We start from the raw sequence: 12,703 nt of genomic DNA, 5'->3' as shown, positions 1-12,703 counted from the left end.
CCTGAGTCGTTCACTTTCGCTGGTTCTGCTGTTATCTGACTGCTCCCCAGCGGGTCTTACTGCACAACCCAGAAGGCGCGACTCCCGCCACCACGGGTGATGGGAGGTCACGATGGCGGGAACGCGCTCGCGGACGAGGTGTCCGACTAGGCTTTCGATCCAGGGGTCGACTTCAGTTGCAACGGAGGCGGGGACAGTGACTGCGGGTGGAGAGTTGCGGCGCAGCCTGGGAGTTGGCGATGCGGTGCTGGTCGGTCTGGGGTCGATGCTGGGTGCGGGCGTTTTCGCGGTCCTCGCTCCGGCCGCTCAGGCCGCTGGGTCAGGACTGCTGATCGGACTTCTCGTGGCTGCGGTGGTCGCATACTGCAATGCCACATCGTCGGCGAGATTGGCCGCGCGCTACCCCGTTTCGGGCGGGACCTATGTGTACGGACGGGAACGGCTCGGCGAATTCTGGGGATATCTCGCCGGGTGGAGTTTCGTGGTCGGCAAGACCGCATCGTGCGCGGCCATGGCGCTGACGGTCGGCACCTACGCGTGGCCCGAGTACGCGCATGCGGTTGCCGCGGTGTCGGTGATCGTGGTGACCGCGGTGAACTATTGCGGGGTGCAGCGCTCGGCGTTCGCGACGCGCATCATCGTGGCAGTGGTGCTCGCAATCCTGGCCGGAGTGGTGGTCTCGGCGTTGGGCTCTGGAGCAGCGGATCCTTCGCTGCTCCTTCCGAACTCCGACGTCACTGTGGGCGGCATCCTGCAGGGCGCAGGTCTGCTGTTCTTCGCGTTCGCAGGCTATGCGCGGATCGCCACCCTCGGCGAGGAAGTGCGCGATCCACGGCGCACAATCCCCCGTGCGATCGCATTGGCTCTCGCCATCACCCTCGTCGTGTACGCCGCGGTCGCGGCCGCCGCACTGATGGTCTTGGGTCCGGCAGCGCTCGCCTCCGCCGACGTACCCTTGGCGGCGGTGGTGCATGCGGCCGGGGCCGACTGGCTCGAGCCCGTCGTCCGCGTGGGGGCCGTGGTGGCAGCCGTGGGGTCGTTGCTTGCGCTTATGCTCGGGGTGTCGCGCACGACGCTGGCGATGGCGCGTGACGGGCACTTTCCGCGTGCACTGTCGGCGGTGCATCCGCGATTCCACGTCCCGCATCACGCGGAGCTCGTGGTGGGTGCGGTGGTAGCCGCCGTGGCGGCGTTCGCCGACCTCTCGGCGGCGATCGGGTTTTCGTCTTTCGGAGTGCTGCTCTACTACGCGATCGCCAATGCTTGCGCCTGGACGCTCCCGTCCGAGGCGGGCCGGCCCCGCAGACTGATGCCCCGCAGACTGATACCCCGCAGAGTGATACCCGCTGTCGGTTGTGGAGGTTGCGTGGTGTTGGCCTTCACCTTGCCGGGATCGGCGGTGCTGACGGGAGTCGCGGCCGTTGCGGTGGGCGCTGTGATCTACGCAGTTCGTCGAACCTGATCCGGTTGGTGCCCTGCGGCGACCTGAAGCAACGCGCGAGCGCTCACGTCCCGCGCTTGCCGACGGGCCGCCGCAATGCTGTTCTCTGCAGGCACGCGCAGTCGCAGCCCCTCGGGGTGAATCTGGAAGTGCATCGGCGTCGGTAGATCCAGGGCCTCGCCGTCGACGCCGGCGAAGGCTCGACCGCTCCGGGCCCGAATCTCCAGGCTCTCCGTGGTGAATTCGTGCCAGAACGGGCTCGCCTTGCGAAAACCGATCGCCGACATCGTCATCAGGCGCACCGCGTCGGCACTCGTCGCCGTCGACACCGCGATCACCCCGAGTTGGCCGGTGTCCATGCGCCGCCGCGTCGCGCTGTCAGGTGAGAAGGTCGCAGCGTAGGGATTGTTGGACACCAGGATCATGAACGCGCCATCCACTTCTTGGCCGGACGGGGTGGTGAATTGCAGGTCGAAGGGTTCCGCTGTGCTGCCGAGCAGTTCGGGCAGCATCGCTGCTGCGGTGCCGGCCTTGTCGGCGCGATAGGAATTCTGCTGGACGACAGTCGCATACACGCCCAGCGACACATTGTTGACGAACAGGCGATCGTTGACGGTGGCGTAGTCTACGCGACGTTCGATCCCGTCGGTGAATGCCCGGAGGGTCGACAGTGGGTCCTCGCGATCGAGTCCGAGGTCGAGCGCGAAATGGTTGCGGGTCCCGGCGCTGACACAGACGAACGGGATGTCGTGCTCGATGGCCACCGATGCGACGAGGGCTTGCGATCCGTCACCGCCGGCCATGCCGAGGCAGTCCGCGCCGCGGGCCACAGCATCGCGCGCCAGTTGCTCGAGGTCGTCGTCGGGGCCGAGGAGGATTGTCTCGACACCCAGTTCGTGGGCTGCGGCGACCACGCCGAAACGCTCGACCTTCCCGTCCCCGGACTTCGGATTGCAGATGAGGACGGGCTTTTCGGGGCGCCGTGCCGCCTGGGGGACTGCCGAAGTCAACTCCCGAATCGTCGGCGCGAGCGCGTAACGCGCTGCCGCGGTCGAAATGGCCAGGATGAGAATGGCGATGAACAGGCGGAAGGCCATTCCGTCGGTGGTCGACACCACGTGGGCCAGTCCGAGAGCGATGATGATCAGGCCGACGACGATCGCGACGGCGCCCAGAATCCGCCGAACGGCACGCTCGGTGATCACCCACCATGCCCCGGCGACGGTGATGGCGAAGCCGATCAGGCCGATCAGGACCGAGAGACCACTCCGGATCAGGAAGGCGATGAGCAGAACACCGACCGCGGAGACACCGACCAGAGCGATCACTGCACTCACTCGACGTTCGATGCTCACCATCGTTCACCCCGTTCCGTCCCACGGCCGGTGATCGCGGCCACCGGTGATCGTGTCACATTTCCGGTGGTGGCGGACGGATGCGGGCCGTCGGACTCGGTTCGGCGGCCCGCACGTCAGCTGTCACTGATTAGGTGGGATCCGCCCAGGGTCCGATGCTGCGGGAGCGGACCGGCTGCACCGGGCGGGGTGCAGCCGTGTGCGGGTAGCCCTCGCCCCAGTTGGTCGGGGTGCCGAGCATCTCGATCTTGGCGTCCTCGGTGTACCAGTCGACGAGGTCCTTGTCGGACCGCAGAATCCAGGTGCAGCCGAGCTCGTGGTGCGCGGTGAAGTCGCCGTGCCGGACAGAGGCCGGACGCCAGAAGTAGGTGCCGGGCCACATCGTGCCGAAGCTGTACTCGAATCCGCCTTCGAGGCAGTACGCCTCCTCGCTGCATGGGTGGTGGGCGAGGGGGTGTTCGCGCCACCCGGGCTTCGCCTTGATCAGACGCGTGTAGAAGCCGGTCTTCTCGTCGCGGTGGAGCAGCTTGATGTACAGGCCGGGTACCGGCGTGCCGCCGAGGTCGAAGCGCATCGGGCTGCCGTCCTTGACGTCGATCCACGGTATGTCGGCGGTCGGCAGCACGATCAGCTGCTGATCGGCGCGGACCGATGCGAGATCGGAGTCGCGGGGCTCGAACGTCCAGTCGCCGAACTCGCGCCACAGCAGGATCTCGGTGCCCTCCGTCACCGTGATCGGCGGCGTCCAGACACCGATCGGCGCGTGCCAGTAGCCCTCTGGGCCCAGCACGGTGTCACCGATCGTCACCTCGCCGGACAGCACATACCACTCGGTCTCCGCCGAATGCACGCTGGCCGGGCGCGACCAGTCGCTGGTGAAGTGCACCTTGAGCGACGCGGAGCCGTCCTCCTCGTCGTAGCACAGGTTGCGTTGCTTCGCGGTCCCGGTGGCGTGCTCGAATTCTGCGATGTGCCACAGCAGATCGCGTTCGTCGATGGTCTCGACATGTGGTCGCATCGGAACCCCCCATGTGTTCGGTCGGTAAGGAGTTAACGATCCAAACTGTATCGGTATCCGATTAACGGTGCAACATGTATCGTTAAATCCGTGACCAAGACAGGACGACCGGCGGGACCCGCCGCCGACACGACCGAGGTGGTGCTGACCGCGGCACTCGACCTCCTGCTCATCGAGGGGGCCGCCGCGCTCACGGCTCAGCGGTTGCATCAGGTGACCGGGGTGTCACGCTCCACCATCTACCGCCACTGGGCGACGCCGATCGACGTGCTGTCGGCGTTGATCGACGTCGCGCCGACACCCGCGCAGACCCACACCGGCGACCCGGTGCAGGATCTGCACGCGGAGGTCGACGCACTGTGTGATCGCCTGCGGGACAAGCCTGTTGGTGCCTTCCTGCAAGCTCTCGCCGCGTTGGCGGCCACCGACTCGGCTGCGGTCGATCTTCGTCAGCGCTACGTCGACGACCTGCTCGCCCCTTTCCAATCGATCGCCCGCAGCAGTGGCCTGGTGCGGATACTCGCCGACGACGCGGTGACCGCCGTCGTCTCCCCACTACTTGTCGACGCCCTACTGCTGGGCCGGCAGCCCAACAGATCCCGCGCACACCGCGCGGTCGATCTTCATTTCGCTGGAATAGAGGTGTCATGACCAACGTCGTCGGCTCACGGGCTGTGTTCGGAGTGATCGTTCCGAGTACCAATACCGTTGTGGAACACGACTATTGGCGCAGCGACATCGACGGTGTCGCGTTCCGGGCCGGTTCGATGTACATCCCGCATCCGGTGATGGACGACAACGCGGGATTCGAGGCGCTGCTCGGACAGATTCGCGCCTCCATCGACGACGCGGTGCGCGACGTCCTCACCGCGGAGCCCGACCGAATGGTCATGGGGATGTCTGCGGAGACCTTCTGGGGTGGCGTCGACGGAAACGCGGCGTTCGAGCAGCGGCTTCGCGATCGGACCGGACTGCCCGTCACCACCGGGGCCAGCTCGTGCCGCGCAGCCCTCGAGACACTCGGTGCACGTCGTATCGCGGTGTTCTCGCCGTACCAGCCGATCGCCGACGTCGAGGTCGGCCGGTTCTTCACCGAAGCGGGCTTCGATGTCGCCGCCATCACCGGATTGCGTTGTCGCACTGCGATGGACATCGCCCGCGTCGATGTGCCCCGGCTACGCGAGGTGGTCGCCGAACTCGACGGACCCGACGTCGACGCCATCGTCCAGGTGGGCACCAACCTCTCGTTCGTCGGGCTCGCCGACGAACTCGAAGCCGAACTGGGCAAGCCGGTGGTCGCCATCAACTCCGCAACCCTGTGGCACGCGCTTCGCGATCACGGCATCGCCGACCAGGTCAAGGGGTGCGGACAGTTGTTGCGCGAGTACTGATTCGAAGAGTACTTCCTTCGGCCTAGGGTGTGTGTTCCTGCTAGCGCTGACGCAGAGGTCGGAGGTAGTCGCTGATCGCCGGCAGGTCGACGACGAGGGTATCCCAGACCGCGCCGTAGTCGGTTCCGTCGTAGTGGTGCGCGAGGCGATCTCGCATCGGTTTGATCAGCGACCACGGCACTTCGGGATGCGCTTCGGTGGTTTCGGCGCTGAGTCGGGCGACGTTCTCACCGATCTTCACGATCAGCGACTCCGCGGCGAGTCCCGGTACGTTGTCGACGTCTCCCGTGTACCACTCGTGACCACGCGCGACCAGGTGGGCCCCAATGCCGCAGAGTCGAACGATCTCTCGCAGAATTGATGCGTCACGGGAATTCATATTGCAACCGCGGTGGCGAGAATGTCGTGGTCGGGGCGAAGGCCACCGTCCGACACCACATCCACCTCAACACCGAGTAGTTCACCGGCGGCGACCGCGAACGCGGCGAGAGTGAGAAGGCCGGTACCTTCCGAACGAGTGACAAGAAGGTCGAGGACGCTGCCCGGCCGATCGGTGCCGCGGGCGGCCGAGCCGAACACGCGGGCGTTACTGAGGCCGAACTCTTCGGCGAGCTCCCTGAGCTCGACTCGGTGCGTTGCCAACGCCTCGTGCGGAAGTGGCCGCGCCGACTCCCGCAATCGTTCGATCATCTCCTCCGACGCGCGGCGTCTTCCAGACTCGTACGCTGCGATGTTCGGCTGGGCAACGCCCGATCGTCGGGCGAGTTCGGCTTGACTCAACCCGGCGGCTTCCCGCAGCTCTCGAATCTGATTGGCCACGCGTGCCATAATATCGCATGATATAACCCCTGCTCCAGATCAAAGTTGTGTCACGACGGGCAGATGGATCGGCTTGCTGTCATTGCCGCCGAATCAGAGCGGTTCGCCGAGGTGCTCTCCGATGTGAATCCGGACGCGCCGTGTCCCACGTGTCCTGAGTGGTCGGCGGCGGACTTGCTGTGGCACTTGGTCAACGTTCATGTCTTCTGGGCAGAGATCCTGGGTCGGGGAGTTCTCGACGGGGCCGAACTCGAGGCCGTCGAGGCCGCGAAGCCCGCCCGTCCCGACACGGTCGCGGCAATGCTTCCGCTGCGGGCCGAGGCGACCGCTGCACTGCTCGACCAGCTCGAACGCCGAGCCGACGACGAGCCGTGCTGGTCGTGGTGGCCGGCGGACCAGACGGTCGGGTTCACGCGCCGCATGCAGACCTACGAGGCCACCATGCATCGCGTGGACGCGGAGCTCGCCGCCGGCGCACCGGTGACGCCATTGGCGCCCGACGTAGCGGCCGGAGCGATCGATCACGCCGTTGACGTGATGTGGGGCTGGATGCCCGACGACGCTGCATGGCGACCCGGCGGGGTGGTCGAGTTCGCCGCCGACGACACCGGTGCACGGTGGAACGTCGAAGTGGGCGAATGGGTCCGCCGAGACGGGTCGACGGGCGGCCCGCGAGCGGTGCGCGCCGGCGGCGGTCGTCCCGCGGCGTCGGTCGGTGCCCCGGTTGCCGACCTGGCCCTGTGGGTGTGGACACGGGGAGGCGGCGTCCACCGGACAGGCGAGCAGGGAGTCATCGACCTCCTCGATGCGGTTGTCACGCAAGGTATGTGAGGGTTCTTCGCGCCTGGATCACAAGACACCGCGAGCATTGACGTGACCTTGGCCGCCGTGAATACTCCGACCACATGAGCTTCGAGATCCCCGCACCGACCGGATCGGCGACCCAGCGATACGACGAACTCGTCGACGCCGCGCGATCCCTTGTGGCCGGGGAGTCCGACCTCATCGCCAACGCATCGAACCTATCGGCCCTGGTCTTTCATTCGCTGCCGCAACTCAACTGGGTGGGCTTCTACCTCTTCGACGGCGAGGAGTTGGTGGTCGGTCCATTCCAGGGGAAACCGGCCTGCGTGCGCATCCCGCTCGATCGAGGTGTGTGCGGGGCTGCTGCGCGGTCGGGAGTCACGCAGCGGGTCGACGACGTCCACGCCGTGCCCGACCACATCGCCCGCGATGCGGCGAGCCGGTCCGAACTGGTGGTACCACTGATCAAGAACGGCGATCTGATCGGTGTCTTCGACCTCGACAGTCCGGTTCCCGCCAGGTTTGACGACGCCGACCAGGCGGGACTCGAACGGATCGCCGGCATACTGCTCGACAGTCAGCGCTGACCGTCAAAATTGCTGAAACTGAAAACAGAACCAGAAAGTCTGCCTACACTCAGCCCGACGACGAGTTCACGACGCACGGGGGTGGTGGCCGAATGGTCAACGAGGAAGCCGGCGGAATGCCAGATCATTGCGGCGGCGGCGTTCTCGGGCGACGTACATTTCTGCAGGTGGCTGGGGCGGCGGGTGCGTTCGCCTTCGCTCCAGGTGCGGCATCTGCTGCACCGCAACCGTATTCACCGCCGCTCAACCACGAGCAGCCGAGCGTTCCCGGCATCCCCTTCTTCAGTTATCACTCGCCGCCGCTCGCCAAGTTCGTCGATGAACTGCCGCGGCTGCCACTGATCAAGGCACCACGACGTCTGGTGGCCGCGGGAGCGTTGCACCGTTTCCATCGGGACCTCGACCCCGCGCCCAGCGTCGGGTTCGGCGGGCTGTCGCACCACGGCCCGACGATCGAGACGATGGCGGGGGAGCAGCCCCAGATCACCTTCGTCAACCAGATGCGTACGCACCCCATGGCCGTCGACGTCGACCCCAGCCTGCATGGGGTCTCGGAGATGGATCGGCATCGGCCGCCGCTGGTCATCCACCTGCACGGCGCGCCCAACCATCCTGCCGAGGACGGTTTTCCGACGTCGCCGTTCCGGCTCGGGCGGTCGGTCACCTACCGCTTCACGAACCCGCCACACGCGGCGCCCCTGTGGTACCACGACCATTCGATGGGTACGACGCGGCTGTCCGTCTATGCCGGGCTGACCGCGCACTACCACGTCCGTGACGAGTGGGACACCGGCGAACCCGACAACCCTCTCGGCCTGCCCGCCGGCGACTACGAGACCGCACTCATCATGTGCGACAAGCTCTTCTACCCGAACGGCCAGCTCCGCTACGACAACACTCCGACCGTCATGGCGGGCCATTGGTCGGGTGGGATGGCCGGGGACACGATGGTGGTGAACGGCAAGGCGTGGCCCAAGATGTCGGTCGACCGCGGTGTCTACCGCTTCCGGATACTCAGCGCCAGCCAACTCAACGACTATCGGCTCGCCCTGTCCGACGGCTCGCCGTTCTGGGTGATCGGGAGCGACGGTGGTCTGCTCGACGCGCCGGTGCTGGTGTCGGCGTTGAATGTCGGCGCTGCCGAACGTTACGACATCCTGATCGATTTCAGCGATCGTGCACCCGGCGAGCGGGTGCAGTTGATCAACACCATGCAGATCTCGTGGGCCGGACAGGTCAATGGCGCCAAGCTGATCCGATCAGTGGTGCGCTTCGACGTCGGCTCCGCACGTGGCCGGTATCGGCGGATTCCCGAACGCCTCAGGGGTGCGCGCAACCAGCCCGCCGCATTGCCGAGGCGTCACGCCGGGCACGACCGGCATCGCGTCGCCACCCTGAATGTGACACTGAACCCGCAGCAGTTGTCGTGGCTGAGTGTGCTCACAATGAATCTCAACAATGTTCCGTTCCATACCAACGACTTCGAACACGCCGAGCAGGGCGCCACCGAGTGCTGGGATCTGGTGAACGCGGACGCGACCATGCAGTCACACGCGATGCATCTGCATCTTGTCCAGTTCCGGGTCGTCGGGCGATGGGACTTCGACAAGGTGCGCTACCTGGCAGAGAATCCGCCCCCGCTGTTCGGGAAACGATGGACGCCTGATCCGAAGCGCTATCTGACGAGTCGGATGTTCGCGCCCGCGCCATACGAGTTCGGGTGGAAGGACACCGTGCGGTGCCCGCCCAATCAGGTCACGCGGATCGTCGTGCGGTGGCCGACCAAGGCCGAGCTCGGCTTCGACCCCGACGCGGTCTTCACCGGCCTCAACGGTGAGAAGCTGCAGGGCTACGTCTGGCACTGCCACCTCACCGATCACGAGGACAACGAGATGATGCAGCGCATCCGCGTGGTGGGTTCGGGTGGTCGCGGGGGCCCCGAGATGCCCATGCACGGACCGGGTCATCACGGTCACCACTGACTCGGTCCGCCGTCACATCGGCGGGTCTGCCACCATGTCGGCATGAACTCGCCACGGGCCACGGGCACGATCGCCGCCGGGACCGTGGTGGCTCTGTCGGCGCTGTACTTCGCGCAAGGTCTGCCGTACGGATTCTTCACCGGCACGGTGCCGGTGGTGCTGCGCCGATCGGGCTACTCGCTCACCGAGATCAGCGCTACCGGGTTGCTGTTCGCGCCGTGGGCCCTGAAGTTCATCTGGGCGCCGTTCGTAGACCGGTATGGCACACGGCGCCAGTGGCTGCTGGCGCTGCAGTTCGCGTCGGTCGTCGTCGCGCTGGGTCTGGCGTGCCTGGACCTGTCGTCGACGTTGACCTGGCTGCTGGTCGGGATAGCGGTCATCAATCTGTTGTCGGCCACTCAGGACATCGCGACCGACGGACTGGCCGTGCAACTGCTGACCGCACGACAACGCGGTCTCGGCAACGGAATTCAGGTCGGCGCGTACCGGATCGGCATGATCGTGGGCGGCGGCGGCCTGCTCTGGCTGTTCTCGATCGCCGGGTGGCGATTGCTCTTCGTCGCGATGGCGGTTCTGTTGCTGGCGGCCACGATCCCGGTGTGGTGGCTGCGCGGGCTGACGTCGATCCGGGGGTCCGCTGCCCCGACGTCGACGCCCGCTGCGTCGGGCGTCTCCTGGTGGCGTCGGCTGCGCCGCCCCGGGATGCTCGCACTGATCCTGCTGATCGGGGGCTTCAAATTCGGCGACTCGATGGGCTCGGCCGTGGTCGGGCCGTTCATGGTCGACGAGGGGCTGTCGGACGCCCAGATCGCGCTGATCAAGGGCGCCTTGTCGTCGCTTGGTGCGCTGGGCGGCGCAACTCTCGGTGGGTGGTTGGCCTTTCGGTTCGGTCGTCGCAACGCACTGCTGATCGGTGGGGTGGCGCAAACGGCGAGTCTCGGCCTGTACTTGCTCGCCGCGACAGGGGTCGGCGGCTTTTCGCTGATCGTGTCGGCAAGCCTGGCCGAGCACATTCTCGGTGGCGCAGCGACGGTCGCCGTGTTCACAGTGATGATGGATGCCGCCGAGCGCGATCACGCCGGTAGCGACTACACCTTGCTCGCGTGCGCCGTGGTCGTCGTCCAGGGGATCGCAGGTGTGGCCGGCGGACTGGTGGGTGACTCGTTCGGGTATCCGGTGCTGTTCGCTGCGAGTCTCGTGCTATCCGGGATCGGCTGTGCCGCAATGATCATCGCGCTTGACCGCGGAGTGGGACCCGAGGGTGTGCGCAGGTTGGCCCGGGTCCGCGACCAGACTGTCTGAGTCTGGTCGGTCAGGAGAGCATCAAGTTCACCGCGACATCGACCACAGCATCGAGGTCAGTGCCGAGGCCTCCGGTCAGCCATTGTTGCGCGAGTTCGGCCATCGCACCGGTGAACATCGCCGCGCGAACACCATTGGTGGTGGCGTCGGGCTCGTGCATCTGGTTCTCCGCGACGGCGAGTTCACGCAGCAGTTCCTGGGTCGCGGCCCGACGCTGGGCGAGTACGGGATTAGCGCGCGCCTCGGTGAACAGGACGCGCCCACGACGCGGATCTGCGGAGCCGAATTCGAGCACTGAACGGATGCCGAGGCGAGTGCGGGCGCGAACCGAATCGTCGCACCCAGCGAGTTTGCCCTCGATCGTCGTGGCGAGTTCGGCCTCGGTGCGATCGTAGACCGCACCGAGGAGTTCGTCGGTGTCGGCGAAGCTCTCGTAGAAGTAGCGGCTGTTGAATCCACATGCGCGACAGACCGAACGGACCGAAAGGGCACCTTCGCCCGCGGATCCGAACAGGTCGAAAGCGGCTGCGACGAGCTGCTCACGGCGTTCGGCACGACGATCCGCCATCCGGACGCCGGCCCACCTGGTGGGGCTGGACATCGCACCAGCATACGCGCGGCAGATCGTTATGAAGAAGGTCTGGTCACAGGTGTACCCAAAAGGTTATTCTGGGCACACCTGTTACCAGAAGGTGGGTGGTTGTTGTGTCCGTGCCCTCAGTGTCGTTGCCCTCAGTGTCGTTGCCCTCAGTGTCGTTGCCGTCCGTTCCGCTGCCATCTGTGCCGCTGCCCTCGGTGCGTGTGCCGTTCGCGTTGCCGCATCAGTACATCGGCAAGTGGCTCAACGAGAAGTTCGACGAGAACGTGAAGTCCAAGTTCTTCCGCGGTATGAGTTTTGACGATCCGGTCGGCGACCCGGGCTGGTTCGGTCCCGACAGTGCCACGTGGTATGTCCATTCCCACACGCCCGCACTGATTTTCGGACTGCAGTGCGCGTCGTACATGGAGCGGCTCGACCCGAGTATCTTCTGGATGGGCATGCATCATTCCCGGCTCGTGGAGAAGTCGTCGCAGACGTCGACGATGGGCCGGATCGACCAGGCCGGAGCCAGCATCCGGTTAGGGCATTCGTTGGCCTTCTTCATCGGTACCGCTTACGGCACGACGGATACGGCCGAGCGTCTTGCCCGAACCGTCCGGGCCATGCATCACACCATCAAAGGTGTTCGGCCAGATGGGCTTCCGTACGACGCCGACGATCCGCTCTGGCTGCGGTGGAACTACGCGACCGTTGTCTGGGGAATTGCCACCGCGCACGAGATCTACCACCCTCGACCTCTACGTGGCGACGATCTGGACCGATACTACGGCGAGTTCGTCCGCGTCGGGCACGCGCTCGGGGGTACCGATCTGCCCACCACCAAGGCAGAGACTCTGGCCTGCCTGGAAGAGTATCTCCCGCGTCTGGCACTGACCCACGGCAGTGCGATGGCGACCGGCACCAATCTCACGAATCCTGCTCAGGCGGCGGTGGATTGGGCCGTCCGCGACACCATGCCCACGTGGGCGGCGCAGTTTGTGCAGTACCGCCCGCCGAATCCGGTCGAACGGCGTGCGCGTCGCAGCGCGGTCTGGAGTGCCATCAACGGACTGCACGCCAGCATGGGGGAGGCGCCCGAGTTTGCCGCGTCACGTCGCCGGGTTCAAGGCGGAACCACCGTGCCGCACACGGTTCCCAGTTACGTTCTCGGCACCGACCCGGAACTCAGCCGCGACGAGGTCGAGGCGACGATGGCGTAGGGCCATCGCTGGTGATCTCGACACGGTGCCTCGCTCCGCTCGGTACCGGCTCGATCCGGCGGATCTCGACACGGTGCCCATCCCCCGCTGGTTGAGCCGACACCGAGCCCCCAAGGGCGAGGCGTCGTGTCGAAACCACTTGGCGAGCTGACAATGTCCCTAACCTCAACCATCAACCACCCTTGAATTTCTGATACGGCTGTG

At 66.0% G+C, this 12,703-nt stretch carries 13 protein-coding genes; 8 read left to right on the top strand and 5 right to left on the bottom strand.

Annotation, left to right across the window (positions count from 1 at the left end):
• Positions 1-196 precede the first annotated feature (196 nt).
• Entirely contained in the window at positions 197-1,462 is a 1,266-nt protein-coding gene (locus tag MKW15_RS22075) for an APC family permease (protein ID WP_308221089.1), read from the top strand.
• Here MKW15_RS22075 and MKW15_RS22070 read toward each other — a convergent pair.
• Together MKW15_RS22070 and MKW15_RS22065 are read right to left on the bottom strand one after the other, a co-directional pair.
• Complete coding sequence (locus tag MKW15_RS22070) at positions 1,441-2,796, bottom strand: diacylglycerol kinase family protein (protein ID WP_240862141.1); 1,356 nt, start codon at positions 2,794-2,796, stop codon at positions 1,441-1,443. The genes MKW15_RS22075 and MKW15_RS22070 overlap by 22 nt on opposite strands.
• Before the next feature lie 130 nt (positions 2,797-2,926).
• A complete protein-coding gene (locus MKW15_RS22065) occupies positions 2,927-3,814 on the bottom strand; it encodes a DUF4437 domain-containing protein (protein WP_240862139.1) in 888 nt (295 codons plus the stop codon).
• Between the two features lie 90 nt (positions 3,815-3,904).
• Between MKW15_RS22065 and MKW15_RS22060 the strand changes: the two genes are divergently transcribed.
• Positions 3,905-4,465, top strand: coding sequence for a TetR/AcrR family transcriptional regulator (locus MKW15_RS22060; protein WP_240862137.1), 561 nt, complete (start codon positions 3,905-3,907; stop codon positions 4,463-4,465).
• Positions 4,462-5,205 carry a maleate cis-trans isomerase family protein gene (locus MKW15_RS22055; RefSeq protein ID WP_240862135.1) on the top strand — a complete coding sequence of 248 codons (744 nt, stop codon included), beginning with the start codon at positions 4,462-4,464 and terminating at the stop codon, positions 5,203-5,205. Before MKW15_RS22060 ends, MKW15_RS22055 begins: the two co-directional genes overlap by 4 nt.
• A 40-nt stretch (positions 5,206-5,245) precedes the next feature.
• On the opposite strand, the gene MKW15_RS22050 is transcribed toward MKW15_RS22055, so the two are convergent.
• Together MKW15_RS22050 and MKW15_RS22045 are read right to left on the bottom strand one after the other, a co-directional pair.
• Positions 5,246-5,584 carry a HepT-like ribonuclease domain-containing protein gene (locus tag MKW15_RS22050; protein ID WP_240862134.1) on the bottom strand — a complete coding sequence of 113 codons (339 nt, stop codon included), beginning with the start codon at positions 5,582-5,584 and terminating at the stop codon, positions 5,246-5,248.
• Positions 5,581-6,024, bottom strand: coding sequence for an XRE family transcriptional regulator (locus MKW15_RS22045; protein WP_240862132.1), 444 nt, complete (start codon positions 6,022-6,024; stop codon positions 5,581-5,583). Before MKW15_RS22045 ends, MKW15_RS22050 begins: the two co-directional genes overlap by 4 nt.
• 63 nt (positions 6,025-6,087) lie before the next feature.
• On the opposite strand from MKW15_RS22045, the gene MKW15_RS22040 reads away from it, so the two are divergent.
• The 4 genes from MKW15_RS22040 (at position 6,088) to MKW15_RS22025 (ending at position 10,699) form a co-directional block, all read left to right on the top strand.
• A complete protein-coding gene (locus MKW15_RS22040) occupies positions 6,088-6,855 on the top strand; it encodes a maleylpyruvate isomerase family mycothiol-dependent enzyme (RefSeq protein WP_240862130.1) in 768 nt (255 codons plus the stop codon).
• A 74-nt stretch (positions 6,856-6,929) separates the two neighbouring features.
• On the top strand, positions 6,930-7,415 hold the full coding sequence (locus MKW15_RS22035; protein ID WP_240862127.1) for a GAF domain-containing protein: 486 nt from the start codon (positions 6,930-6,932) through the stop codon (positions 7,413-7,415).
• Between the two features lie 92 nt (positions 7,416-7,507).
• Positions 7,508-9,397 (top strand): multicopper oxidase family protein, encoded by a 1,890-nt coding sequence (locus MKW15_RS22030; RefSeq protein ID WP_240862125.1) that lies wholly within the window; start codon positions 7,508-7,510, stop codon positions 9,395-9,397.
• 42 nt (positions 9,398-9,439) lie between these two features.
• Positions 9,440-10,699: an MFS transporter gene (locus MKW15_RS22025; RefSeq protein ID WP_240862122.1), complete on the top strand. Its 1,260-nt coding sequence runs from the start codon at positions 9,440-9,442 to the stop codon at positions 10,697-10,699.
• Between the two features lie 10 nt (positions 10,700-10,709).
• Here the strand turns inward: MKW15_RS22025 and MKW15_RS22020 are convergent, their stop codons facing one another.
• The gene (locus tag MKW15_RS22020) at positions 10,710-11,300 is read right to left on the bottom strand and encodes a TetR/AcrR family transcriptional regulator (RefSeq protein ID WP_240862121.1); all 591 of its coding nucleotides are present in this window, start codon (positions 11,298-11,300) and stop codon (positions 10,710-10,712) included.
• A gap of 125 nt (positions 11,301-11,425) precedes the next feature.
• Here MKW15_RS22020 and MKW15_RS22015 point away from each other — a divergent pair, with 125 nt between their 5' ends.
• Positions 11,426-12,499 (top strand): oxygenase MpaB family protein, encoded by a 1,074-nt coding sequence (locus MKW15_RS22015; protein ID WP_240862200.1) that lies wholly within the window; start codon positions 11,426-11,428, stop codon positions 12,497-12,499.
• The last annotated feature ends 204 nt before the right edge of the window (positions 12,500-12,703 follow it).

Origin of the sequence: Gordonia gummivorans (genome assembly GCF_022513585.1) — a bacterium.
In the GTDB taxonomy this organism is placed as follows: Bacteria; Actinomycetota; Actinomycetes; order Mycobacteriales; family Mycobacteriaceae; genus Gordonia.
Note: the sequence above shows the minus strand (reverse complement) of the source record. Positions and strands in the feature narration are given on the sequence as shown.

What these genes read in the sequence shown, in the direction of transcription:
- MKW15_RS22065 (WP_240862139.1), bottom strand. Translation starts at nt 3,814, where the DNA reads ATGCGACCACATGTCGAGACCATCGACGAACGCGATCTGCTGTGGCAC.
- MKW15_RS22055 (WP_240862135.1), top strand. Translation starts at nt 4,462, where the DNA reads ATGACCAACGTCGTCGGCTCACGGGCTGTGTTCGGAGTGATCGTTCCG.
- MKW15_RS22050 (WP_240862134.1), bottom strand. Translation starts at nt 5,584, where the DNA reads ATGAATTCCCGTGACGCATCAATTCTGCGAGAGATCGTTCGACTCTGC.
- MKW15_RS22040 (WP_240862130.1), top strand. Translation starts at nt 6,088, where the DNA reads ATGGATCGGCTTGCTGTCATTGCCGCCGAATCAGAGCGGTTCGCCGAG.
- MKW15_RS22035 (WP_240862127.1), top strand. Translation starts at nt 6,930, where the DNA reads ATGAGCTTCGAGATCCCCGCACCGACCGGATCGGCGACCCAGCGATAC.
- MKW15_RS22030 (WP_240862125.1), top strand. Translation starts at nt 7,508, where the DNA reads ATGGTCAACGAGGAAGCCGGCGGAATGCCAGATCATTGCGGCGGCGGC.
- MKW15_RS22025 (WP_240862122.1), top strand. Translation starts at nt 9,440, where the DNA reads ATGAACTCGCCACGGGCCACGGGCACGATCGCCGCCGGGACCGTGGTG.
- MKW15_RS22020 (WP_240862121.1), bottom strand. Translation starts at nt 11,300, where the DNA reads ATGTCCAGCCCCACCAGGTGGGCCGGCGTCCGGATGGCGGATCGTCGT.